Source organism: Cupriavidus sp. C3SS-1 (genome assembly GCF_057073755.1).
This window is the reverse complement of record NZ_CP172700.1, coordinates 2,425,414-2,449,175: the sequence shown is the minus strand read 5'-3', so window position 1 is coordinate 2,449,175 and position 23,762 is coordinate 2,425,414. Positions and strand designations below refer to the sequence as shown.

The following is a 23,762-nucleotide window of genomic DNA, read 5'->3' as shown; positions in this document are numbered from 1 at the left end:
TCCGGTCGCCACGTCGATGGCACCGCCCTACGTAGCGCCTTAGTCCAGGCGGCGCTGCAGCAGCATGTACACCGCAGCGGTCAGCGCCAGCACCGCAATCAGGCGGTAGAGATCCTCGCAAGCAATCAGACGGGACTGTTGTTCCACTATCCCGCCAAGCTGAGCCAATGCGCCGTGGCGAGCCTGCGCTTCATCCAGGCCTCGAGACACCAGTGCGGCCTGTACCGACTGTATCCAGAGCTGAGCTTCCGCGGTCCGTTGCCCCAACGCATGCACCAGGCTGTCATGCACGGCGAACTGCCGGTTTTGCAGCAACACAGCGCCAATGGCCGAGGCAAAGGAACTGGCAATCTGCCGCATCAGGTTCTTGCTGCGGTAGCCGTGCGCAAACTCTTCGCCGCTGAGTGAGCGGAAAGTCAGACCCGCGATCGGGATGATGACCAGCACGCCGAACAGTCCCTTGCCGACCAAGCCCCAGGCTAGCGTAGGCGGTCCGGCATCCGGCGGCATGCGCGAAAACCACCACGCGGTAGCGGCCATCAGCAGCAAGCCTGTCACCATCAGCGGCTTCTTGCGCGTCATGCGTGGTGCGTACCGCAGGTAGGCCATGACCCCGGTCAGGCTCACCAGCGCGGCAAACGTATTGAGCCATCCGGTCGTGGCGAGCGGAATTCGCAGCGCTTGCTCCGCGTAGATCGGAAACACGTAGGCGCTGAGGTTGTTGATCATGTAGTACACGAAGTACATCCCGATCCCGGCCAGGTAGACAGGGTTGCGCAGTGCCCGCAGGTGCAGCACCGGCGCCTCATGGTGCCACTGATGCCACAGGAACACGGTCAGCAGGCCCAGGCCCGCGGCGGCGATCAGCGCCAGCCGGATAGGGTGGGAAAAGACGTCGAAGCGCGCCTCGGTCATGGCGGCCTGAAGCGTGACCACCGCCGCTCCGAACAGCAGCAGCGGGCCGAGCGCGGGGCTCGGGGCAGGGCGGCGCGGTTCCGCGTCGGGCAGCAACACCCAGGCGCCGAGGGCGGCCAGCGCGGCAAACGGCAGCGCGCCGTAGAACACGTCTTGCCACACGCCGCGATCGACCAGTTCGGCCGCGAGCGCAGGCCCGAGCGCGCTCGCCACAAAGATGCCCATCATGAAGATGCGGCTCGCGCGCGGCCGGTCAACAGGGCCAAACAGCACGGCCACCAGGATGCGGCAACTCGTGAATAGTGCGCCGCCGCCGAATCCCTGCACGAAGCGCGCGCCAACGAGTTGCGTGAGCGAGTGGCTGGTGGCCGCGGCGAGCGTGCCCGCCATGAAGATCAGCAGCGCGCCGGTCACGTAGTAGCGGTAGCCGAAGCGGCGCGACAACCATTGCTGCTTGAGGATCATGAGCATGCTGCCCACCGCGTAGGCGGCTTGCGCCAGCGCGAAGCTGCGTGGATCCGCATCGACACCGCCCATGATGTGGCTCGATGCGAACACGAACATGATGTTCTCGAGAAACTCCACGCCGGTGGCCAGGGCCAGCAGCATCATCAGCAAGGTCTGGCGCTGCCGGTGGCTGAGCCACCGCAGCCAGCGCAAGCTCAGGCGCAGTTGCCGGAGCGGTTGCCAGCGAGATCCCGGATTCATGGCTGCAGCGCCTGCAGGCTCTGGTGCAGCCGGTTCAGTACGCGCGTGCTTGCAGCCACGCTGCTTTCGCCCACCGGTGCCCAGGCTTCGCCATAGGCCGTGTGAACCAGCGGCAGCGCTCGCTCCAGGAGCCGCCGGCCGGCCGGTGTGAGGGTCAGCTCCAGCGCGCGGCGATCTTGTGCGGAAGCCTGGCGACGAACGAGGCCGCGCGCTTCCAGGCCGTCGAGCAGCCGGGTCATCTGCGTGCGCGTGGCGTCAATGGTTGCGCCAAGCTCGGACGGCATGCTCGGTTGTCCCTCGTCGACGGCAAGCATGCTGAGCACCAGGTACTGGCTCATGTCGAGCTCAAACGGGGCCAGCGTCCGGTTGATGTGGTCGCGCAGCAGGCGCGCGGTGCGAAGCAGCAGGCGGGATGCCAGGATCAGGTCGCGGGGCGCGTCCGGATGGGCGGCGCTGAAGCGCTCGATACGTTGCTCGAAGGACATGGCGGGGAGGGCACCCAGTCGCGGATTTTCTGCCTGAGTGCTTTCATCTGAAATAGTTACGGATGAAATTATATCAGGTGCGATAAATCTCGCCAGTCACGGTGTTCTGGCCATGCCGCAAGCGAAGGCTGGCCGACAAGTGGCGCGCGCCAGTGCGCAGCTTTGCGAGTTCCGCCGTCCGCCGTGCTTCTGGCATCGCGCCATACCGCAGGCCGATGTAGATGCCGATGAAGGCATGAATGGCCGACGCCGCGTGCGGCAGCCGGGCCGCCGCGCGTTGGGCGAATGCCTGCGGACCCTCTGCCGCGCCGCGCTCGCAACCGTGCCGCGCGAGCATGCGGCAGACTTGCGCGTAGCTCGCTTCGACCGGGTCGAGCCGGCGGCGGCGCAGCCACAGTGGCACCAGTGCCAGCAAGCTCAGGGCGGCCAGCCCGCAGGCGAGCCCTTGTGCCACGCTGATGCCAGGCAGCCATTCTCCGAAGAGCCGCTCCTGCTGGCGGTGATCGTACTGCAGGACCCAGCGCTGCCATGTGTAGGTCAGCCCGTCGTAGGCCCAGCGCAGGTTGCGCAGCCAGCCGGCTTCCTCGCCCGGCGACCAGACCCCGGATTCCTGCCCGCCCAGGGCGGCATCGAGCCCCTGTTCGACACGGCTGGGGGCCACCGCGCTGGTCGGGTCCACGCGTACCCAGCCGCGTCCGTCGAGCCAGACCTCGGCCCAGGCGTGGGCGTCAGCCTGCCGCACGATGTAGTGGCGTCCGATGGGGTTGTACTCCCCGCCCAGGTAGCCGGCCACCACGCGCGCCGGCACCCCCGCCGCGCGCATCAGGAAGACGAAGCTGCTCGCGTAGTGTTCGCAGAAGCCGCGATGCGTCTCGAACAGGAAGCTGTCGACCTGTTCCGTGCCGAGCGGCGGTGGCCGCAGCGTATAGCCGAACGGCGCCGAGGCGAACAGGCGCAACGCGGCCTGCACGCGCTGTGCCGGGTCGGCGTAGCTGCCGGCCCAGCGCGCGGCCAGCTCGCGTGCGCGCGGGTTGCCCGGCGGCAGGCTCAGGGCCAGTGACCGCGTGCGCGCCGACAGGGGTTCGGGCGCGGACATCAGCGCGGAGCGTGCCCGGTAGCGGATGCGCTGGTCCACCGGCGTGGCCAGGAAGTACTCGCCATCCGCGGAGACCCGCGCATTGACGTTCGATGACACCGCCACGCCGCGGTCCAGTGTGAACAGCCAGCGCTGCTGGCTGGGCTCGAGCGTGACGGTGTAGTCGACGTTGCCGGGTTGCCGTGCGCCGACCGGTGGCGAAGGCGCGGCGGGCGTCGTGGACTGCTGGCGTTGCGGCATCGGAAGCCAGCTTGCGCCGTCGAACTGCCACAGCACGAGGGCGCGCCAGTAGAGCGCCCCGGACGGTGGCGCATCGCCATCGATCTCCGCGCGCAAGGCGACTTCCGTCGAGCGTACGAGCTGCCCGACGCTGCCCGGACGCATCACGTCGCTGATGCCGGTCCGGGACATCGGCGCCGATGGCGGCAATTGCCACAACGGACGTTCCAGGCGCGGGAACAGGACGAACAGCACGAGCGCCCAGGGCAGGCCGATCAATGCCATGCGGCCCAGCAGCGGCCAGATGGCCAGCCGGCCACGCGCCTCGGGATGGTGCAGCAATAGCCAGTTGCGCAGGACCCATGCACCGATCGCCACGCTGTACAGGGCCAGCCAGAATGGCTGGTCGGACAGGTAGAGCGTCAGCAGCAGGTAGAACGACAACTGCGTGACCAGTGTCGCGTCCGCCAGGCTGTGGCACTCGAGCAGCTTGAGCACGACAAAGGCGCCCAGCATGGCGACGGCGAGGTCGCGCATGGTGCCGCCGCCATCCTGCCAGATCAGCGCGGCGGCGATGCCAAGAACCAGCACGGCCGCCGCGGCAAGGATCGCCCGCGAGGGCAGCGGCGCACGCCTGCGCCACAGCAGCCAGCGCCAGCCCAGCAGCGCGAGCAGCAGGAGGCTGATCGACACCGGCAGCATGCGCGCCTGCGGCGCGAGTACCAGCGCGAGCTGGCCGAGCAGGATGCCGTGATCCTGGTGCGCCAGCGGACGTGCCGGCGTGCTCATGCAGCACCGCCGTGGCCCGGCGCGCGCCACAGTGCCAGCGCCTCCAGGCAGGCGCGGCGATGAACCGCGCCGTGGGCGGGCCGGACCTCAACGCCTGGCAGGCGCAGGCCGACTTCCGCCTCGTCGCCGGCCGCCAGCAGCCACGCGCACAGCCGCGACAGCCGGGCCTCGGCCGGCATGCCAGCCGGCAGGGCGTGCCAGTCCAGCCAGCGCATCGGCCGCGCGGGTGGCTCGCCGGCGCGGCTCATCCAGCGGCCGGTGCGCGCGCTGTGCTTCCAGGCAATGCGATGCAGCGGATCGCCGCTGCGGTACTTGCGCAACTGGTCGATGCCTTCGTCGGTGGCATGGCCGTTGGTGTTGCCGTCTTCACCGGCGTCCAGCGCGGCCATCGGGGGCAGCGGCGGCGCGGCCGGCTCTGGCGCCGGAAAGACCAGCACCGACAGGCCCAGGTCCGCATATCCCCAGACCCGGAACAGCCCGAACGGAAAGCGGCTGGACACGGTGACGCGGGGCAGGCGCAGCCAGCCGCGTCGCGTAGCCGGCACCAGCAGTGTCAGCGTGCCGTCGCTGGTCGCATCCAGCGTGACGCTGGAAGGCGCAGCTGCGGGCATGGCGGCGATGCGGCCTTCAATGCCGATGCGGGCCTGCGTGTCGGTATTGGACAGCCGCAGCGCGAATGCCGCGTCCTGGCCGGCGAAGGCATCCCTGGCCGGCACACCGGGTTCGGCCGTTACGCACAGGTCGAGCAGGTTCCGATACGCCGTCCACATGCATGCCATGCCGATGCCCGCCAGCAGGAACGTGAGGCCGAAGCCCAGGCTGATGTTGTAGTTCAGCGAGGTCACCAGCATGGCCAGCAGCAGGACGGCGAAGCCGAGGCCGCCGCGCGTGGGCAGGATATAGAGGCGCGTGCGGTCCAGCCGCACCTCGCGTTGCTCGGGGACTCGCGCAAGCCGGAACCAGCGCCGCTGGTATGGCGCGGCGCCGGGCAGCGGCAACGCGGCATGGCGGGTGCCCCCTGCCCGGTCGCGCGGCATGGCCATCAGGGGATGGGCACGCCGGCCAGCAACGTGGCCACGCTGTCCGTGCCGGTCCGCGCGCCGACGGGCGCCAGGCGATGTGCGGCCACAGCGCCAAAGACTGCCTGCACGTCTTCGGGCAGCACCATTTCACGTTGATCGAGCAACGCCCACGCCCGGGCACAGGCCAGCAATGCAAGTCCCGCGCGTGGCGACAATCCGGCCGCAAACGCGCTGCTGGTGCGCGTGGCCTGCACCAGCGCCAGCACGTAGTCGACCAGCGCGGGGCTGGCGTAGACCTGCGTCGCGGCGTCCTGGAAGGCCAGTACCTGCGCCGCGTCCATGACCGGATCGGCCTGCGGCGGCGTGGAGCCGCCCAGGTACAGCACGCGTTCGAACGCGGCGTCGGGGTAGCCCAGCGACAGCCGCATGGTGAAGCGGTCCAGCTGCGATTCGGGAAGTGCGTGCGTGCCGAGCTGTTCGAGCGGATTCTGCGTGGCGATCACGAAGAACGGCGATGGCAGGGCGTGCGTGGCGCCGTCATGCGTGACCTGGCCTTCGGCCATGGCTTCGAGCAGCGCGCTCTGCGTCTTGGGCGGGGCCCGATTGATTTCGTCGGCCAGCACCACCTGCGCGAAAACCGGCCCCCGATGGAAGCGGAATTCGCCCGAGTCGCGCACGAACACCGAAACGCCGATCAGGTCGGCGGGCAGCAGGTCGCTCGTGAACTGGACGCGCTGGTACTGGAGCCCGAGCGTGCGGGCCAGTGCGTGCGCCAGCGTGGTCTTGCCCACGCCGGGCAGGTCTTCCAGCAGCAGGTGGCCGCGCGCCAGCATGCACGCCAGCGCCAGGCGGATCTGGCGCGGCTTGCCCAGCACGATGCGGCCAAGCCGGGTCTGGGCTTCGGCGAGCGTAGCGACGATCCGCGGGCGAGCAGTCACGTTGGCCTCGGCTGGAAGACTGGGAATTCGCGCATTGTAGCGGGGTGCGGCTTGCACGGCACAGTCTGTTTCCGCACGGAGACAGCATTTGCCGGGGCGCACGCGCCCGCCAGGCCGGGCGAGGTCCGGCCGGTTCTGGCATCATCGTCGTGTCGGCCGTGTCCTGGCCTGAATTTCCCTCCTGCCGCAATGACCTCCCCGCTGGACGCTTCCCCCTTTCCGTCTGCCACTTCCAACGAACCCGATCCCGCCGCTCTGCGGCGCCTGGCCGAGGCATTCCATCAGGATGGCTTCATCGTCCTGCGCGGCTTTGCCCCCGAGCACGCGTGCGCGGCGCTGGAGGCGGTGACGCGCGCCCACCTGAACGCGGCCATCCCGCCCGTGGAGTTCGAGGCCGATCTGGGCTATCCGGGGGCACCGGCCCATCGCGATGCCGCGGGCGGCGGCACGGTCAGGCGCCTGCGGCAGGCCTACGGCCGCGACCAGGTGTTTCGCGACTGGGCCACCGACCCGCGCCTGGTGGCCGTGGTGCAGTCCCTGCTTGGCGAACCCGCGCGCATCACGCTGGCGCACCATAACTGCGTGATGACCAAGCATCCGCACTACGGCAGCCAGACCGGCTGGCACCGGGATACCCGCTACTGGTCGTTTATCAGCCCGGAACTGGTGACGGTGTGGCTGGCGCTGGGCGACGAGGACGAGCGCAACGGCGTCCTGCGCGTCATCCCGGGCTCGCACAAGGCGCGGCTGGAGCCGGGCCAGCTTGACCCGGCCGAGTTCCTGATCGAAGCGCATCCGGCCAGCGAACCCTTGCTGCAGGGCGCCGCGTCGCTGGCGCTGCATCGCGGCGACGTGCTGTTCTTTGACAGCCGGCTGTTCCATGCCGCGGGGCGCAACAGCTCGGATGCGGTGAAGCTGTCGGTGGCGTTCGCCTACTTTGGCGCGAGCAATCGCCCGGTCGAGGGCACGCGCTCGGCGGAGTTCGGCAGCGTTGAACTGTAGCGCCGGCTGCGGGGCGAGCCTGTGCCGCTCAGGTGCGCAGGCCCACCAGTCCCGAAATCTTGCCGGCCGCTTCCAGCAGCGGAGGCAGGAAGCGCTCGAGCATTTCCGCGGCGCTGGTGCGGTTCGCCTGCCCGCTGATATTGAGCGCGGCAATGGTGTGACCAGCGCGGTTGCGGATGGGCGCGGCCAGCGACACCAGGCCCTCTTCGAGCTCCTGGTCGTTCAGTGCCCAGCCACGCGCGCCGATATCGGCGACAACGGCCTTGAGCGCGGCAGGATCGGTGACGGTGCGGCTGGTGTGCGCCCGCAGTTCGCTATTGCGCAGCACCCCATCCAGTTCGTCATCGGCCAGGCCGGCCAGCAGCACGCGTCCCATGGACGTGCAATAGGCCGGCAGCCGGCTGCCGATCGACAGGTTGATGGTCATGATCTTGCGGGCCGGCACGCGCAGCACATAGACGATCTCGGTGCCGTCGAGCACGGAGATCGAGCAGCTTTCATGGACCTGCTGCGACAGCGTCTCCATGATCGGCTCGGCCAGGTTCCAGAACGGCATCGAGGTCAGGTAGGCGAAGCCGAGATCCAGGATCCTGGGCGTCAGGCGGAACAGCCGGCCTTCCGCCTGCACATAGCCAAGACCTACCAGTGTCAGCAGGATGCGGCGCGCGCCGGCGCGCGTCAGGCCGCTGGCCTGGGCGATTTCCGTCAGGGTCTGTGCCGGGTGTTCGGCGTTGAAGGCGCGGATCACGGACAGCCCGCGTGCAAAGGACTGCACATAGCTGTCGCTGGGCTTTTCCGGCGTGGTGGCGGAGGTGGCGGCGCTTTCCGCTGCGGGTCGGGGGTCGGCGGGACTGGCCATCTGTCAGGCACCGGCAGGTCGCCGGATGGGCACGCAAAGGCCGAAAGGGTAGAGGAAATACGGCGATTTCGCCAGTGCAGGCCGATGCACGCGCGGGCGGCGCCCCGTCGGAGCGCCGCCGCCATGCTGTCTCCTGCACCGTTATGCCGTGCGCCGTATCAGCGGAAGCTCTTCTGCAGCAGGACGAAAACGGCCATCGCCACGCACAGCGCCGCAAAGCCGTGCAGCATGTCCATGCCGGCCAGCAGCGTGGCTTGCCGGTCGATTTCAAGCGAGATTTTCGCCAGGCTGGACGGGGAAAGCGCGTCCGGCGTCTGCAGCGCGGGGGTGAAGCGCGTGACGTGCTCGACCAGGTGCGTCCGATGCGCTGCCAGGCCGTCCTGCATGAAGACGCTGGCAAGGCCCGTGCCGGCGGCCGAGGCGATTTGCTTGCAGACGTTCTTGAACTGGTACGCGTGCGAGAAATCCTCTACCGGGAGGTCGAGATACGTCATCGAAGCGACCTGAACCATCAGCAACACCGGTGTCAGCCCTTCGAGCAGCACCACCGGGACCAGCGCATAGTCCGGCGCGCCCGGCATCAGCTGATAGGACAGCAGCATGGCCGCGCATGCATAGATGATGAAGCCGATGGCGATCACGCGGCGCTTGCGAAAGACCAGCGCCATGCCCAGCGTGATGATCACCGCGCCGATGGCGGAGATGGTGCCGCTGGTCGAGAGCAGCATGCAGGTGGAGCGGAAGGTCAGGCCCAGCCCGCTTTGGGTCAGCGTCGGCAGCAGGAACGCCCAGGCCGACGACAGCAGGTAGTACAGCGCGTAGAACCCCAGCCCATACAGGTACTGGCGTCCGGCCAGGCGCGAGAAGTCGATCCATGGGTCCGGATGTCGGTACAGGCGCCAGCCGCTGAACGCGAACAGGCCCACGCCGAGCAGGGCGGCCAGCGGCATCTCCGGCGAGCTGAAGAAGCGGGTGTAGCGCATTTCCTGCAGCGTGTGCAGGAACACCAGCGCGCCTAGCGCGGCGGCGATGGCGGCCGGCCAGTCCAGCGTGGACACCGGCGGATGCGGATCGCGCGGCGCGCGCGTGGGATAGGTGGCGATCACCGACAGCAGTACCGGCAGCGCGATCGCGGCCTGGAACAGGAACACCGCGCGCCAGCCGATATCGTCCAGGAAGATGCTGGTCAGCCAGGGGGCGATGGCCAGCATCGCAAACGAGCCGCCGCCAAAGCGCAGCATCAGTGGCGCGCGCTCGGCCGGCGTGGACACCAGTTGCACCAGGATGCGCGACGCCGCGAACAATCCGCCCGCGCCGAGGCCTTGCACGGCCTTGCCGGCGATCAGCCCGCTCGGGCTGGCGACTTCGGCGCACAGCAGCGAGCCGAGGATGAACACCAGCAGCGATGCGATGGTGAAGCGCTTGTACGTGGTCCGGCGCGCGATCTGGTCGAGCACCATGTTCATCAGCACCGCCGTGGCGGCATAGGCCGAGACGGCGTACAGGTAGTCTTCGGGCGCGGCGCCCACGCCGCCCTGGATGTGCTGGCTGGCGACGCCCATCATGAGCGTGGAAGAGAAGTCGATGCCGGTGACCAGCCCGAGCGTCAGCCCGAACAGCGACAGCCGCCAGTGGCCCATTTCCGGGTGGCTGGCAATCTGCATGCGAGGGCGTTGGGGGGCGGCGGCAGCCATGGTGACCTGGCCTTTGGCGTCAGGGGCGCCAGATACTGCGGAGACGGACGTTTGTTGCATCGCTAAAGCATAATGTTGCCTTCCGTCTGGAACCACAGCTTGTCAGGGAAACTTTGTCCGGTGAATGAAACAATCCAGTGGAATGATTGGGAGGCGTTCTGCTGCGTAGTCGAGCAGGGCACATTTACGGCAGCGGCGGAACAGCTCGATTGCCCGAAATCGCGCGTCTCGGCGGCCGTGGCGCGCCTGGAGACCGCCATCGGCGCCAAGCTGCTGGAGCGCACCACGCGCCGCATGCGGCTGACCGACGCCGGCAGCGCGGTCTATCGCGACGTGGCGCCGCTGTTCGCGCGCCTGCGCGAAATCCGCCAGGAAACGCTCGCCCGCGAAGAGCGCGTGCAAGGCGTGTTGCGCATTGCCACGCCTTACGAATTCGGCGCCCAGCAGTTGGGCGGCATCATCTGCCGCACGCTGGCGGCCCATCCGGCGCTGGACGTTTCGGTCGAAATCACGCAAGGCCTGGTCGATCCGATCCGCGACGGGTTTGACGTGGCGTTCGTGATCGTCGACGCCGACCTGCCGGATTCCGGCACGGTGGCGCGCCGCATCTACCACGTGGAGCGCGGGCTCTTTGCGGCGCCGGCCCTGGCGGCCAGCCTGCCGCCGCTGATGCGACCCGAGGACCTGGCCAATCTGCCGACGCTGACCACGCCGGGCGATACCGTCTGGGAATTCCAGCGCGACGACGAGTGCTTCACGGTGCCGATCCGGCCGCGCATGCAGACCTTCAACGCGGAACTGCGGCTGCAGGGCGCGCTGGCGGGACTGGGCATTGCCAAGTTGTCGGTGAATTATTGCGAGGCGGAAATGGCGCAGGGCAGGCTGGTGCGCGTGCTGCCCGAATTCCCGCTGCCGCCGCTGAGGGCGTTTGCGCTGCTGCCAGACCGGCGTCTGCAGCCGCGCAAGGTGCGGGCGTTCATGGAGGCGATCGAGTCGATGCTGGAGCCCGAACTGGGCCAGGACGCCATGGCCGGCCCGGTCTTGTGACCGGGCGGAGATGCGGGGACTTTCCGTTCAGCGAGGGGGCTCAGGCGCCGTCGGTGAAGGCGCTGCGGGCTTCATTGACCGCGCGGGCACCGTCCGTGTAGGGGTCGCGCTTGCCGAGGTTGGCACCATCGGTGAACGGATCCACCTTGCCCAGCTTCGCGCCGTCGGTGTACGGGTCGCGCTTGCCGTTGTGGGCGCCGTCCAGGAACGGGTCGACGTTGCCCACGCGGGCGACGCCGCCATCCAGGCGGGCCAGGTCCGAAACCGGCTCGGCGGCGTGCGCGCCCGCAGCGGCGGCCAGCGTCAGGCCGAGCGCGCAAAGAACCGAAGTGGCAAGGTTGCGGCGTTGTGCAAGGGTCTTCATGATCGTGTCCTTCTTTGTCAGGGTTTGTGGCGTCCGCCACGTTGACCTGTAATGTAGGACCTCGAAGACCGGGGAAAAAGGGTCAATCCTCGACACACTGTCCTGCTGCCTGAACAATGTCATCACGGCTTCATGAGGAAGCCCTATGGGCGGCCTGGCTCAGTAGCGCATGCCGAACACGCCCACGCTCAGCCGGGCGATGATCATCAGCAGGATCTGCGCGACCAGGAACAGCACCAGTGGCGACATGTCGAAGCCGCCCAGGCGCGGCATGACGCGCTGGATCGGGCGCAGCAGCGGCGCGGTGAGGTGGTTGATGGCCGGCGTCACGGGCGAATGCGGGTTCACCCACGACAGGATCGCCATCAGCAGCGTTACCCACATCACCAGGCTGATGCCCCACTTGAGCACGTAGAGCAGCGCAGCCAGCAGCAGCATCGGCAGGAAGGCGAACAGTTCGCCGCCGGTCAGCGTGGCGACCAGCAGCAGGAATGCCAGCGCGGTAAGCCAGGCGCCGATGACCGTGGCCCAGTCGATGCCGCCCACTCCGGGAATGACCCGTCGCAACGGCCGCACCAGCCAGTCAGTGACCTGAAAGACACCCTGCGAGACGGGGTTGCGCGTGGGCATGCGCGTGAACTGCATCCACACGCGCAGCAGCAGGGCCATGCCGAACAGGGTAAAGACGGTATCGAACAGGAAGAGGGCGATTTCCGTGAACATCGGTCAGGTTTCCGTGGCGGAGGTAAAGGTGTCTGCAACCGCACAGATTCTGCCATAGCCGGATGCCCGGACGGCGTGGCTTCTCATCAGGCGTTGTGGCGGGTCACTCCGTGACTTGCCCCTATAATTGCGTCGATCCGATTTCTGCCGCCAGCCGCCCCGTGCGCGGACGCGCGGTTGTTCCGTCTTACCTGCCGTCTCACCTGCCGTCTTACCCGTCGTCTTACCCGCCTATGCCCAGCAAGTCCGCCTCCGCGAAACCGTCGCCGCTCAGCAAGCCGGACTTCGAGGCACTTTCCGACTTCCGCTACCAGCTCCGGCGCTTTCTCCGCTTTTCGGAAGACGCGGCCCGCGATGAAGGCGTGACCGTGCAGCAGTACCTGCTGATGCTCCATATCCGCGGCAGCGCCGGCAAGGACTGGGCGTCGATCGGCGAACTGGCCGAGCGCCTGCAGGCCAAGCAGCACGGCGTGGTGGCGCTGGTGAACCGCTGCGAGGCAGCCGGCCTCGTCAAGCGCAAGCTCAATAGCGAAGACCGTCGCGTGGTTCAGGTGCATCTGCTCGCGAAAGGCGAGCGCTGCCTGAACCGGCTGGCTGTCCTGCACCGGACCGAACTGGAATCGTTGCGCGGGGCCTTCCGCGTGGCGCGTATTACCGCATTCAACGACGACGAGGCCGAGCGCGACTGAAGCCGTCGCGCCGCGGCGGTTGGCCGTGCGGTTACAGCCAGTTACCAATCACAATTCGTGGTGACACCCGCCGGGCGCCGCTGGCCCTAGACTCGCGCGCATTCCCAACACGCGAATTCGCAGGAGTCGTTTCCATGTCCATCCCCTTTCGTTCGGTTGTGCTTGCGGTGCTCGGTGCCGGCGCGCTGGCCGGTTGCGTGACCGCGCCCTATGGTGGTTATGCGGGCGGGTACTCGGGAGGTTATGGTTCCTACGGTGGCAGCACCGCCGCCACGCAGGCGGGCTATCCCCAAGCCTCCTACCCGCAGGGCGCTTATCCGCAGAGTTCATATCCTCAACAGGGCTATCCGCAGGCAAGCTACCCGCAGCAGCAGGGCTATCCGCAACCGGGCTACCAGCAGGGCTATCCGGCCGACAATGGCTATGGCAACAACGGCGTCGAACAGTATGGCGTACGTTATGGCTGGGTGGAGTCGATTGAAGTCGTGCAGGGGCAGGCAGCGTCCACGAGCGGCGCCGGCGCGGTGGTGGGCGGCGTCGTGGGCGGGCTGCTGGGGCACCAGGTTGGCGGCGGGCGCGGCAACACCGTGGCCACCATCGGCGGCGCGGTCGTCGGCGCGCTGGCCGGGAATGAAGTGGAAAAGCGGGGGAGCGCCGTGCCGCCGGCGTATCGGGTGCGGGTCAGGACTAATGACAATGGGTACCTGACGGTGACGCAGGCTAATCCTTACCAGCTTCGGAATGGGGATCGCGTGCGGGTGGAGAATGGGGTGGCGGTGCCTTATTGATGGCAGGCTAGAGTAAGTCGCCGGCTACGCCGGCGAAACAGCCGCACCTGCCAAGAACAGCGTCCCCGCAATTCCGCGATGAACCAGATTTAACCCCCCTCCCCAAACAACCCCACATAATCCTCCCTCAACTTCCGCTTGAGCAGCTTCCCGGCCGTATTGCGCGGCAGGTCCGCCACGAACACGACGCGCTTGGGCACCTTGAACGGTGCCAGCGCATTGCGCGCGTGGGCCACGAGGGTTTCTTCGCTGGCCGTGGCATCGCGCTTGAGCACCACGCACGCGGTCACGGCTTCCACCCATTTGGGATGGGGCAGCGCGAACACCGCAACTTCGGCGACGGCCGGGTGTGTGTACAGGCATTCCTCGACTTCCCGGCTGGATACCAGCACGCCGCCCGAGTTGATCACGTCCTTGATGCGGTCCACGACATACAGGTAGCCCGCTTCATCCATATAGCCGAGATCCCCGGAATGGAACCAGCCGCCAGCAAAGGCCTCGGTGGTCTGCTCAGGCTTGTCCCAATATTCGGTCAGCAGCTGCGGCGAGCGGTGCACGATCTCGCCGAGCGTGCCGGGGGCGACGTCGTTCATCTTCTCGTCGACGATGCGCGTTTCCACATTGAGGACCGGCCGCCCTGCCGAGGCTGGCCGCGCGGCATGCTCGTCGGGGCCGAGCACCGTGGCGAGCGGACCGATCTCGCTCTGCCCATAGCAGTTGTAGAAGCGCAGCCCGGGCAGCTTCGCCTGCAGTTCCAGCAGCACCGGCACCGGCATGATCGACGCGCCGTAGTACGCCTTGGTCAGCGTACCCAAACGCGCGGGGTCGAAGTCGACGTGCCGCAGCAAGGCGATCCACACCGTGGGCGGCGCAAAGAAGCTGGTGATCCCTTCCTCATGGATGGTGCGCAGGCAGAAGCCAGCCTCGGGGCTGTCGGCGATCAGCGTGGTGCCGCCGCACAGCAGCAGCGGCATCAGGAACACATGCATCTGCGCCGAATGGTAGAGCGGCAGGGCCGCCAGCGAATAGTCGCCGGCCCGCACGTCGCAGGCCGCGATGGTGCTCACGTACTCGGCCAGCAGCGCACGATGCGTAAGCACGGCACCCTTGGGGGACGACGTGGTGCCGGAGGTGTACAGGATCTGCGCCGGCATTTCCTCGGCGAGATCGGACAGCACCGGTGCGACAGGGCCGTGCGAGGCCGCCAGCAGGACGTCGCGCTCGCCGCCCCCATGCAGCGTGCCGCTCACGCGGCAAGGCAACCCTAGCACGCGTTCGGCGAGCGACGGATCGGCGAAGATCGCGCTCGCACCCGACTGCGTGACGATGTACTCCGCCTCGGCCCGCGTCATCGAGAAATTCACCGGCACATGGATCAGGCCGGAACGAAGACAGGCCAGCCACAGCAGCACGTAGGCGTCGGAGTTCTTGCCGAAGGCCGCGACGCGATCGCCAGGCTGCAGCCCCCACTGCGCGAGCGCGCCCGCGACGCGTGCGGCGGCCTCATCGAGTTGCTGGTAAGTCCAGCTGCGCGCGCCGAAGCGGATGGCGGTCTTGGTGGGGTGGCGCCGCACGGCACGGGCCACGGCATCGGGGATGGTGTTGCGCAGGGCGCGCTGCTGCTCTGACTGCATGGTGGTCTCCGTCGTCTTGGTTTGGATCCAGCAAGTCTTGAAGCTCAGCAGCGCAGCATACGGTTGCGGCGCGCCCATGGCAAGGCAGGCCCCTCGGCGAGGGGCCGGGGTCGCTTACAGCGACTGGGCCAGGAAGGCCAGTGCGCGGCCGTGTGCCAAGGCCGCGCTGTGCTGGTGGTAGCTCGCGCGCGCCCAGCAGTTGAAGCCGTGGTCGGCTCCTTCGTAGACAAAGACCTCGGTGCCGCGCTTGCCGGCCACCGCGGCGCGCACGTTGGCGACGGCATCGGGCGTGATATGCGCGTCGAGCGCGCCATAGTGGAACTGCACCGGCACGTTCAGCGTGCTGGCTTCCTGCAGGTTGTTCTGGATGCCGCCGCCGTAGTACGGCACGGCGGCATTGACCAGGCCTCGCGCCGCGCTCAGGTAGGCGAGCAGGCCGCCAAAGCAATAGCCCACCGCGGCTACCTTGCTGCCGGCACCGGCACGCGCGCGCAGCGCGCGTACGGTCGCGGCGATGTCCCGCACGGCGGCTTCGACATCCACCGACTTGCGCAAGTCCATGGCTTGCTTCATGTCGTCGCCGGCGTAGCCGAGTTCGACGCGCGGGGCATCGCGCCAGAACACGTCGGGGGCGAGTACGGTGTAGCCGTCGGCCGCATACTGGTCCGCCACGGCGCGGATATGTTCGTTGACGCCGAAGATCTCCTGCAGCAGCACGATGGCGGGGCCGTCAGGCTGCACGCCGGCGGGCGGGAGGCTCAGGTAGGCGTCGAAGCTGCCCGTGTCGGCGTCGACGCGGATCCACTTGCTGTCGGGAATGGCTGGCATGATGGCGGGTTCCAATTGGATTGATGTGGGCAAACCGCAAGTTTGCCACCGCTCGCCGATTCATGCCGCGGCCGCGTCAGTACGCCGACGACTGCTGGTAGCGCGCTTTCCAGTTGTCGGTATAGGCCTTGACCACAGCCGCGTCGCCGCGGATCAGCATGCCGTTCTCGGCGTTGCGTTCCTGGGCCGACTTGGTGAAGTTGAACGAGCCGGTGAACACGGCCTGGTCGTCGAACACCATGACCTTGTTGTGCGCGATGGCGGGCTTGGTGTCGATGACGACCGGGATGCCCGCGTGCTTGAGGAACGTGGCGCTGGTATAGCGCTCGCTTACCTGGCTCTTGTCGAGGATCACGCGTACGTCCACGCCGCGCTTGTGCGCCTGCGCCACGGCCTCGGCGATCGGCTTGCTGGTGAAGGAGTAGGCCTGGATCAGCAGCCGCTGGCGCGTGCCGCGGATGGCGTTGACGAGCAGGTCCTGGCAGCTTACGCCGTCCGGAACGAAGCACAGGGTGTAGCCGCTGCCCGAGGCAAACGGCCGGGCGTTGACGGGCCGTGCCGAAGCGTCCGGCCTTGCGTTCTGGCCAGGCGCGGCCGGCAGCTTCGCGATGGCCTCGTTGAAAGTATTGCTGAGGGAGTCGGTGATGCTGTCGAGTGCCGAAGTGGAGCGGGCCTGGGCCAGGCCGGTTGCGCAGGCGGCGAGCAGCAGGGCGGACAGGGCCGCGCGCTTGAATCGATGGTTCACGTTGCTATTCGGTTCGGGGACGGAGGCCCCGCATGCCACGCCGCGCGGCAATGCGGGCCCGCAGCGTAGCAGCCCGCTTCACACGGGACAAGCGGCCCGTGTGTAACAGTCCCTTTCGCCGCATGCGTCTACTGGGCTTTCGCCGTGGGCGTGCCTATGATGGATGGAACCGCGCCCGGTGCCAGCCGGCCAAGGAGAATGGGACATGAGCGACCATACCTACAAGCTCGTCGAGATCGTCGGCTCGTCGCCCGACGGCTGCGACGCTGCCATCCGCAATGCCATCACCAAGGCCAGCGAGACCATCAAGCATATCGACTGGTTTGAGGTCGTCGAAACGCGCGGCCATATCGCGGACGGCAAGGTCGCGCATTTCCAGGTGACGCTGAAGATCGGCTTCCGCGTGAGCTGAGCGCGCCGCGGCGCACCCGTGCACGCTGGCAGGCCGCGCCGTTCAGGGCAGGCGAATTTCCTTCACGTCGAAGTGCGATTCGCCGATCAGCTCCGTGTCGTATTCGCCGAGCAGCTCGACCGTGGTGTTGGCGTCGACAGGCTTTTGCGCGGGCCAGCGCGAGGCCTTGATCTTCACCTGCATCTGTCCCGTGCCATCCGCGAACAGGTAGCGCTCGTGCCCGACGTGGCTGACGATCTTGCCGCGCAGCACGGCATGCTGGTCGTCCTTGCCACCCTGCTGCAGCGACTTGACGGTGGCGGCGGGGATAGCCGAAGGGCCGGTGTATTAGGCGTGGGCGGCAGCGGCTGCCATGGCAAAGGCGGTGGCGATGAGGATGCGTTTCATGGTGCTCGTCCTTGATTGTTCGAAGTTCTGGGGGCGACGGAAACGATGATGCGCCGGCATGGCTGAACCGACGCTGAACAGGCTGCCTACCTCGCACTGCATCTGCGCGCACGCGACTTGTGAGTGATCGCCGGTCGGCCGGCGCGGGCTGCCAAGGGGGATCTCATGCACGACGCGGCCTTCGTACACGCCCACGCCGCCCATGCGCGCTGGCAGGAAGCACTGGGCGACTGCCGCTCGCAACTGGAAGCCCAGCTTGCCGTGCAGCAGGCGCAGCACGGCAATGCCGTCGCGCTGACGCTGGGCTGGTGCTACCTGAGCGATTACTATGCCCCGGCGGCCGAGCGCATTCTCGATGCGCTGCAGCGGGAGTGGCCTGGCGTCGCCTGGGTCGGAACCTCCGCGGTCGGGGTTTGCGCCTGCGGCGTCGAGTACATCGACGAGCCCGCCATGGTGCTGATGGCGGCGCCGCTGCCGCGTGATGCCTTCCGGCTGTTCTCGGGCCGCAAGCCGTTGCCGGCGGCCTCATCCGGCTTCACGCCTCATGCTGCGCTGGTGCATGCGGAAGCCTCGACGCCCGACCTGCAGGACCTGCTGCACGAACTGAGCGAACGCATCGCCACCGGCTATCTGTTCGGCGGCTTGTCGTCGGCACGCAACCGGACGCTGCAGATGGCCGACGGCATCTACTCGGGCGGCTTGTCGGGGGTCTTGTTCGGCCCGCGGGTCGGCCTGATCTCGCGCGTGACGCAGGGATGCCAGCCGATCGGGCCCGCGCGCACCGTGACACGCGTGGACCGCAACCTGCTGTTCACGCTGGACGACGAGCCGGCGCTCGACTGCGTCCTGAAGGACCTCGGGCTCGGGCGCGACGCGCCCCCGCAGGAGATGGCCGAGGCCTTGTCGGGAACACTGGCCGGCCTGAGCGCGGGGGCGGACGACGCGCCCCGGCTGCCGGGCAGGTTCGGCGCCGAGACCATGGTGCGGCATTTGATGGGACTTGACGTGCAGCATCGCGTACTGGCGCTGGCAGACGTTGCCGAGCCCGGCATGCGGCTCGCCTTCTGCACCCAGAACCCGGGGGCGGCGCGCGCCGACCTGATGCGCATCGCCACGGAAATCCGCGCCGAGATCGAAAGCGGCACGGTCGGGCGGGTGCTGGGCGGTCTTTACATCAGTTGCTCCGGACGTGGCGGCCCGCATTTCGGCGCCCCCAACGCCGAGCTGCAGCTGGTGCGCCGCGCGCTCGGCGAATTGCCACTGGCCGGGTTCTTCGCCAACGGCGAGATCGCTCGCGACCACCTGTACGGCTACACGGGCGTGCTGACGGTGTTCACCGGAGCGCCAGGGGCCTGAAGCGGCCGGCAGGACCGGTGGGCGGTCCGCGCAGTTATGATGCCGGCTGTACTGCGTGCCGCCGTGGCGGACACGCCACCCTCACCCCGCAGACCAGGTATCCACATTGCGCTTCCTGCACACCGCCGACTGGCATCTCGGCCGGCTCTTCCATGCCCGCAGCCTGATCGAAGACCAGGCCCATATCCTCGACCAGTTTGTCGAGCTGGTGCGCGCCGAGCGCCCCGACGCTGTGCTGATAGCCGGCGACGTGTACGACCGGGCCGTGCCGCCGCCGGAAGCGGTCGCGCTGCTGGACGACGTCCTGGCGCGGATCGTCCTGGATGCGGGCGTGCCCGTGGTGCTGATCGCTGGCAACCATGACAGCGCGCAGCGGCTGGAATTTGGCGCCAGGCTGATGCAGTCGCAAGGCCTGCACGTGGCCGGCTGCACGTCCGCCACGCCCGCCAGCGCGGCGCTGCACGACGCGCATGGCGAGGTGCGCATCTATGCGCTGCCCTATGCCGAACCCGCCGTCGTGCGTGACGCGCTGGGCGCCGAATTGCCCACGCATGAAGCGGCGCTGTGCGCGCAACTGGACGCCATCCGTGCAAACCATCCGCGCGGCATGCGGTCGGTGGTGGTGGGTCATGCCTTCGTCGTCGGCGGCGCGGTCAGCGAGTCGGAGCGGCCCTTGTCGGTCGGCGGCAGCGGCGCGGTGGCGGCGCAGGCGTTCGACGGCTTCGACCTGGTGGCATTGGGCCACCTGCACCGGCCGCAGACGATCGGCGGGCGGGTGCGCTATGCGGGCTCGCTGCTGAAGTATTCGCTGTCGGAGTGCAGCCACGAAAAGTCCGTGTCGATGATCGAGCTTGGCGCCGACGGCAGCGTACAGATCACGCCCAGGCCGTTGCGGCCGCTGCGCGACTTGCGCATCGTCGAAGGCGAGCTGGCGGCCCTGATCGCTGCGGCCGCCATTGACGCGCGGCGCGATGACTATGTCTATGCGCGTCTCACCGACACCGGCGCGCTGCTGGACCCGATGGCAAAGCTGCGCCAGGTCTATCCCAATGCGCTCGCGGTCGAGCGCACCGTACTGTCCCGTGCCGGAGCCGCTGGCGATGCCGCGCGGCGGTTGCGGGAACAAAGTACCGGCGAGCTTTTTGCGAGCTTCTTCCGCGAAGTGGCCGATGCCGAACTCGATGATGGCCAGCGCGCCGCGCTGGAGCAGGTGCTGGCCGGCATGGCCGCCGCGCAGAGGGAGTCGGCATGAGGCCATTGCTCCTGACGATGCAGGCCTTCGGACCGTTTTCCGGCACCGAGGCGATCGATTTCACGCAACTGGGCGAGCAGGCCTTCTTCCTGATTCACGGCCCGACCGGTGCCGGCAAGACCACGCTGCTCGACGCGATCTGCTTTGCGTTGTATGGCGACACCTCGGGCGGCGAGCGTTCCGCGCAGGCCATGCGCAGCGCCAATGCGGCGCCCGGGCTGCGCACGGAAGTCGTGCTCGAGTTCGGCCTTGGCGCGCAGCGCTTTCGCGTCGTGCGTTCGCCCGCGCAAGAGCGGCCGAAGCAGCGCGGCGAGGGCATGGTCACCGAAACCGCCAAGGCACAGCTCGATGCCTGGGAGGGCGAGGGCTGGGTCAGCAAGGCCGGGCAGCCAGCCAGGGTCAGCGATGCCATCCGCGAGTTGTTGGGGTTCGACAGCGCGCAGTTCCGCCAGGTCATCGTGCTGCCGCAGGGACGCTTCCGCGAATTGCTGACGGCCAGTTCGCAGGCGCGGCAAGGGATCCTGGAGCGCCTGTTCCGCACCGAGCTGTACCGGCGCGTGGAAGAGCTGCTGAAAAGCGAGGCGGCCGGCATCCGGCGCGATGCCGAGCGCATCCTCGACCAGCGCCAGGCGCTGCTGCGCCAGTTCGACATGGAGTCGACCGATGCACTGGCCGTCGGTATCGCGCAGCTCCAGCAGGCACTGCAAGACCTGCAGCAACAGGAGCAATCCGCACGCGTCGGCCATGCCGCCGCGCAAACGGCCTTGCAAGGCGCGGAGCAGGTAGCGGCACGGCTGCGCGAACGTGCCGACGCGCACGCAGCCCATGAGGCCTTGCTGGCCCGCAAGGCGGCGACCGACGAACAACGCATGCGGCTGCACGCTGCACGACGTGCCACCCAGGCGTGGCCTGCCATCCAGCATCTGGAAACAACGGCACGCGACCAGCAGGCCGCGCACGCAGCGGTGGAGCACGCGGCCAGCGCGTTGCGGCAACAGCAACAGGGGGCCGCGCAGGCCACCGAGCGGCTGCAGGCCGAGCTTGCGCGCGGCGAGGTGCGCGAGGCTGGCCAACGCCGCGTGATGGAATTCGAGGCCCTGCTGCCCCGCGCGCGCCAGCTTGGCAACCTGCGCCAGTCGCTGGAGGCCGCCGCACGGCAGCAGGCCGATGCGGTTGCCGCGCGCGACCGGGCCGCCCAAGTGCTGGCGCAGAGGCAGGTGGAACTGGCCACTGCCGAAGCCGACCAGCGCCAGGCGCAGGTGCTGGCTGCGCAGCTGCAGACCTTCGGCCTGCAGCTGCAGGCAGCCCAGGCGCGCGCGAAGCAGATCGCCCGCTACCGGCAGACCGCACAGGCCGAGGCGAAGGCGCGCGAGACACTGGCGCGCTGCGATGCGGCGGCGGCCCGTGCAACCATGCACCGTGACACGCTGCGCTCGGCCCTGACGACGACGGAGTCCGCCTGGCGGGCCGGGCAGGCCGCGCGCCTTGCCGCCGTGCTGGCGACGGGCGAGGCGTGTCCGGTCTGCGGCGGCACCGACCATCCGGCGCTCGCGCAGCACACCGCGGAACTGGTTTCGGACGATGCGCTCGAGCAGGCGCGTGGCGCCTCGCGCGAGGCCGATGATGCCGCGCTGCGTGCCGTCACCATCCGGCACACCGCGCAGGCCGATCTCGAACGGTGGGCCGTGCAACTCGCGGAGGCCGCGGCGGATATCGGCGGCGCCGCGCTGCAGGCGTTAGATGCCACGGCACAGGAACTGACCGTGCAGACCGCCGCGCTCGAGCGGGAGCTTGCTGCCGCGCAGGCATCGTCTGACCGGCTGGCCCGGATGCCGGCGGTCATCGAAGAACGGCGCGCCGTGCTCGCGGCCGCGGACGATGCCCACCGCACGGCGTGCGCCACGATGGAATCCACGGGCCAGTCGCTCGCGCAGTTGCAGGGGGAGTGGCGGGCGGCGTGCGCACAACTGCCCGAAGACGCGCGCGATCCCGGGGCGATCGAAGCCGCCCTGCGACAGGCCCGCGCCCAGTTCACCGCGCTTGGCGCCGCGCTGGAGGCAGCGCAAGACGCCGACAAGCAGGCCGGCGCGGCGCTGGCCCGGGCCGAAGCGGCCAGCCAGTCGGCACAGGCCGTGCTGGCCCGCGCGGGCGAGCGCCTGCTGGAAGCGCGAACCGCGGCGGACGCCATGCTGGCCGCGTCGGGCTTTGCCGACCTGGCGGCCTTTGGCTCGGCCCGGCTGGACGCCGCGGCGATCGAGGCGCTGGACGATGCGGTACGCCTCTACGATGAAGCCCTTGCGGTGTCCGCGCATGGCCTGTCGCGCGCCATCGCGGCGGCCGAGGGGTTGTCGGTGCCGGACCTGGATGGCGTGCGCCTGGCCGCGTCGATGGCAGCGGCTGCGGTGGAAGGCATCGTCCGGCAGCAGGCCGACCGTGCGCGCATGCGCGACAACCTGCTGCAATGCCAAAGGCAGCTCGATGCCCTGGCCGCGGCCAACCGCGAGATCGAAGCGCGCTACGCCATCCTCGGACGGCTCGCGGAAGTCGCCAACGGGAACAACCCGCGCCGCATGACGTTCCAGCGCTTCGTGCTGGCCACGCTGCTCGACGAGGTGCTGGAGGCCGCCTCCGTGCGCCTGCTGGCCATGAGCCGTGGCCGCTACACTTTGCAGCGCGTGCGCGAGCAGGCCGACCAGCGCACGGCCGGCGGGCTCGACCTGGAGGTGTTCGACTACGACACCGGCGCGGCGCGGCCGGCCAATACGCTGTCAGGCGGCGAAGGGTTCCTGGCCTCGCTGTCGCTGGCGCTCGGGCTGGCCGATGTGGTCCAGTCGCGCTCAGGCGGCATCCAGCTCGATACGCTGTTCGTCGACGAAGGCTTTGGCACGCTCGATCCGGAAAGCCTCGACTTTGCCATCCGCACACTGCTGGACTTGCAGCAGGCGGGAAGGCTGGTGGGGATCATCTCGCATGTCGCGGAACTGCGCGAACGCATCGACGTGCGGCTGGAAGTCCGGCCTGGCACCGCGGGTAGCCGCGCGGTGCTGCAACTGCCCTGAGCGTGGCGCGGTTGAGGGTTCGGGGTTCAGGGTTCAGGCCGCGAATACCTTCTGGCAGCGGATGGCCATGATTTGCGCCTCGAAGGCCCGGGCGGCCAGGCGCGGCAGCGGCAAGCGCGGGCGGGCGGGGGGTGCTTGCCGGGCGGGCTCGGAAGGCAGAATATCCAGCATCCAGTCTTGCCGCGTGGTGCGCAGGATCCGGTCGAGTGCGGCCTGATGCTTGCTTGTCCGGGAAGGATTGGGGCTGGCGAAGGCGCGTGCCATGATTTCCGACTCCTCTTTCTGTTCTGGTCCGGCCACGTCGTGCCGGACTGGTTCTGGTGCAGACTTGCCGTGGCGTGCCGGGTGGTCCGGTGGCGGTCGTCTTGTGGCTGGTCTTGATCCAAGCATAGGCAGGCGCGGGCCGCGGCCGTATCGCCACCGGGCCGATTGTGGCGTCGGCTCAGTCCTACACAGGGGAAGCGAGCAGGGGCGGAAGTCCCGCGGTGCAAGGCATGGCTGCATGCGCGGCCGATTACCGGACAAGCTCTTTGCCGTTGCCTTGACCCGTGTTTGGCGCGGGGTGTACTCTGTTCAGATTGCGAATTCAAGTTCGCAATAAGAACAAATTCGTTTATTTCTGTTGGAACCCGTCATGGCTAGCGCGCCGTCGCCCGGTGCTTGCGCCAGACGCCCGTCCGGCAGGGATCGCCCGGAGACAGTTTTTGCGTGCCGCGCCTTGCGGCCGGTCCCGGCACCTGCCAGACCCTCA

Annotated in this window: 23 protein-coding genes; 8 read left to right on the top strand and 15 right to left on the bottom strand. The window is 68.5% G+C overall.

Annotated elements, in window-relative coordinates:
- Positions 1–39: 39 nt before the first annotated feature.
- The 5 genes from ACIGJC_RS27285 to ACIGJC_RS27265 all read right to left on the bottom strand — a co-directional run bounded on the left by ACIGJC_RS27285 (position 40) and on the right by ACIGJC_RS27265 (position 6,172).
- The gene (locus ACIGJC_RS27285) at positions 40–1,623 is read right to left on the bottom strand and encodes an MFS transporter (RefSeq protein ID WP_483712611.1); all 1,584 of its coding nucleotides are present in this window, start codon (positions 1,621–1,623) and stop codon (positions 40–42) included.
- Positions 1,620–2,108 (bottom strand): MarR family winged helix-turn-helix transcriptional regulator, encoded by a 489-nt coding sequence (locus ACIGJC_RS27280; RefSeq protein WP_483712610.1) that lies wholly within the window; start codon positions 2,106–2,108, stop codon positions 1,620–1,622. Before ACIGJC_RS27280 ends, ACIGJC_RS27285 begins: the two co-directional genes overlap by 4 nt.
- A 73-nt stretch (positions 2,109–2,181) precedes the next feature.
- Positions 2,182–4,212 carry a transglutaminase TgpA family protein gene (locus tag ACIGJC_RS27275; RefSeq protein WP_483712608.1) on the bottom strand — a complete coding sequence of 677 codons (2,031 nt, stop codon included), beginning with the start codon at positions 4,210–4,212 and terminating at the stop codon, positions 2,182–2,184.
- Positions 4,209–5,249: a DUF58 domain-containing protein gene (locus ACIGJC_RS27270; RefSeq protein ID WP_483714411.1), complete on the bottom strand. Its 1,041-nt coding sequence runs from the start codon at positions 5,247–5,249 to the stop codon at positions 4,209–4,211. The genes ACIGJC_RS27275 and ACIGJC_RS27270 overlap by 4 nt, the downstream gene beginning before the upstream one ends.
- A 5-nt stretch (positions 5,250–5,254) precedes the next feature.
- The gene (locus tag ACIGJC_RS27265; protein WP_483712607.1) at positions 5,255–6,172 is read right to left on the bottom strand and encodes an AAA family ATPase; all 918 of its coding nucleotides are present in this window, start codon (positions 6,170–6,172) and stop codon (positions 5,255–5,257) included.
- 189 nt (positions 6,173–6,361) lie between these two features.
- Here ACIGJC_RS27265 and ACIGJC_RS27260 point away from each other — a divergent pair, with 189 nt between their 5' ends.
- Entirely contained in the window at positions 6,362–7,174 is an 813-nt protein-coding gene (locus tag ACIGJC_RS27260; RefSeq protein WP_483712605.1) for a phytanoyl-CoA dioxygenase family protein, read from the top strand.
- A 28-nt stretch (positions 7,175–7,202) separates the two neighbouring features.
- On the opposite strand, the gene ACIGJC_RS27255 is transcribed toward ACIGJC_RS27260, so the two are convergent.
- Complete coding sequence (locus ACIGJC_RS27255) at positions 7,203–8,033, bottom strand: IclR family transcriptional regulator (protein WP_483712603.1); 831 nt, start codon at positions 8,031–8,033, stop codon at positions 7,203–7,205.
- A 158-nt stretch (positions 8,034–8,191) separates the two neighbouring features.
- Entirely contained in the window at positions 8,192–9,727 is a 1,536-nt protein-coding gene (locus ACIGJC_RS27250) for an MFS transporter (protein ID WP_483712602.1), read from the bottom strand.
- A 120-nt stretch (positions 9,728–9,847) separates the two neighbouring features.
- On the opposite strand from ACIGJC_RS27250, the gene ACIGJC_RS27245 reads away from it, so the two are divergent.
- Positions 9,848–10,774 (top strand): LysR family transcriptional regulator, encoded by a 927-nt coding sequence (locus tag ACIGJC_RS27245; protein ID WP_483712601.1) that lies wholly within the window; start codon positions 9,848–9,850, stop codon positions 10,772–10,774.
- A 40-nt stretch (positions 10,775–10,814) separates the two neighbouring features.
- Here ACIGJC_RS27245 and ACIGJC_RS27240 read toward each other — a convergent pair whose 3' ends face one another.
- Positions 10,815–11,138 carry a hypothetical protein gene (locus ACIGJC_RS27240; protein ID WP_483712600.1) on the bottom strand — a complete coding sequence of 108 codons (324 nt, stop codon included), beginning with the start codon at positions 11,136–11,138 and terminating at the stop codon, positions 10,815–10,817.
- A 159-nt stretch (positions 11,139–11,297) separates the two neighbouring features.
- Positions 11,298–11,861, bottom strand: coding sequence for a YggT family protein (locus ACIGJC_RS27235; protein WP_483712599.1), 564 nt, complete (start codon positions 11,859–11,861; stop codon positions 11,298–11,300).
- A 233-nt stretch (positions 11,862–12,094) separates the two neighbouring features.
- Here ACIGJC_RS27235 and ACIGJC_RS27230 point away from each other — a divergent pair, with 233 nt between their 5' ends.
- Together ACIGJC_RS27230 and ACIGJC_RS27225 are read left to right on the top strand one after the other, a co-directional pair.
- A complete protein-coding gene (locus ACIGJC_RS27230; RefSeq protein WP_483712598.1) occupies positions 12,095–12,550 on the top strand; it encodes a MarR family winged helix-turn-helix transcriptional regulator in 456 nt (151 codons plus the stop codon).
- A 134-nt stretch (positions 12,551–12,684) separates the two neighbouring features.
- Positions 12,685–13,338 carry an outer membrane lipoprotein gene (locus ACIGJC_RS27225; RefSeq protein ID WP_483712596.1) on the top strand — a complete coding sequence of 218 codons (654 nt, stop codon included), beginning with the start codon at positions 12,685–12,687 and terminating at the stop codon, positions 13,336–13,338.
- Positions 13,339–13,427: 89 nt separating this feature from the next.
- On the opposite strand, the gene ACIGJC_RS27220 is transcribed toward ACIGJC_RS27225, so the two are convergent.
- The 3 genes from ACIGJC_RS27220 to ACIGJC_RS27210 all read right to left on the bottom strand — a co-directional run bounded on the left by ACIGJC_RS27220 (position 13,428) and on the right by ACIGJC_RS27210 (position 16,545).
- A complete protein-coding gene (locus ACIGJC_RS27220) occupies positions 13,428–14,972 on the bottom strand; it encodes an acyl-CoA synthetase (protein WP_483712595.1) in 1,545 nt (514 codons plus the stop codon).
- 114 nt (positions 14,973–15,086) lie between these two features.
- On the bottom strand, positions 15,087–15,800 hold the full coding sequence (locus tag ACIGJC_RS27215; RefSeq protein WP_483712593.1) for a dienelactone hydrolase family protein: 714 nt from the start codon (positions 15,798–15,800) through the stop codon (positions 15,087–15,089).
- 76 nt (positions 15,801–15,876) lie between these two features.
- Positions 15,877–16,545: a phospholipase D family nuclease gene (locus tag ACIGJC_RS27210; protein ID WP_483712592.1), complete on the bottom strand. Its 669-nt coding sequence runs from the start codon at positions 16,543–16,545 to the stop codon at positions 15,877–15,879.
- 205 nt (positions 16,546–16,750) lie between these two features.
- Between ACIGJC_RS27210 and ACIGJC_RS27205 the strand changes: the two genes are divergently transcribed.
- Positions 16,751–16,957, top strand: a complete 207-nt coding sequence (locus ACIGJC_RS27205; protein ID WP_483712591.1) for a dodecin — start codon at positions 16,751–16,753, stop codon at positions 16,955–16,957.
- Positions 16,958–16,999: 42 nt separating this feature from the next.
- On the opposite strand, the gene ACIGJC_RS27200 is transcribed toward ACIGJC_RS27205, so the two are convergent.
- Positions 17,000–17,242, bottom strand: coding sequence for a YgiW/YdeI family stress tolerance OB fold protein (locus tag ACIGJC_RS27200; RefSeq protein WP_483714409.1), 243 nt, complete (start codon positions 17,240–17,242; stop codon positions 17,000–17,002).
- 42 nt (positions 17,243–17,284) lie between these two features.
- Positions 17,285–17,533: a hypothetical protein gene (locus ACIGJC_RS27195; RefSeq protein WP_483712590.1), complete on the bottom strand. Its 249-nt coding sequence runs from the start codon at positions 17,531–17,533 to the stop codon at positions 17,285–17,287.
- Between ACIGJC_RS27195 and ACIGJC_RS27190 the strand changes: the two genes are divergently transcribed.
- The 3 genes from ACIGJC_RS27190 to ACIGJC_RS27180 all read left to right on the top strand — a co-directional run bounded on the left by ACIGJC_RS27190 (position 17,510) and on the right by ACIGJC_RS27180 (position 23,011).
- Positions 17,510–18,700, top strand: coding sequence for an FIST signal transduction protein (locus ACIGJC_RS27190; RefSeq protein ID WP_483712589.1), 1,191 nt, complete (start codon positions 17,510–17,512; stop codon positions 18,698–18,700). The genes ACIGJC_RS27195 and ACIGJC_RS27190 overlap by 24 nt on opposite strands.
- A gap of 106 nt (positions 18,701–18,806) precedes the next feature.
- Positions 18,807–19,952: an exonuclease SbcCD subunit D gene (locus ACIGJC_RS27185; RefSeq protein WP_483712588.1), complete on the top strand. Its 1,146-nt coding sequence runs from the start codon at positions 18,807–18,809 to the stop codon at positions 19,950–19,952.
- Positions 19,949–23,011, top strand: a complete 3,063-nt coding sequence (locus tag ACIGJC_RS27180) for an AAA family ATPase (RefSeq protein ID WP_483712586.1) — start codon at positions 19,949–19,951, stop codon at positions 23,009–23,011. Before ACIGJC_RS27185 ends, ACIGJC_RS27180 begins: the two co-directional genes overlap by 4 nt.
- A gap of 33 nt (positions 23,012–23,044) precedes the next feature.
- Here ACIGJC_RS27180 and ACIGJC_RS27175 read toward each other — a convergent pair whose 3' ends face one another.
- Entirely contained in the window at positions 23,045–23,275 is a 231-nt protein-coding gene (locus ACIGJC_RS27175) for a hypothetical protein (RefSeq protein ID WP_483712584.1), read from the bottom strand.
- Positions 23,276–23,762: the final 487 nt, after the last annotated feature.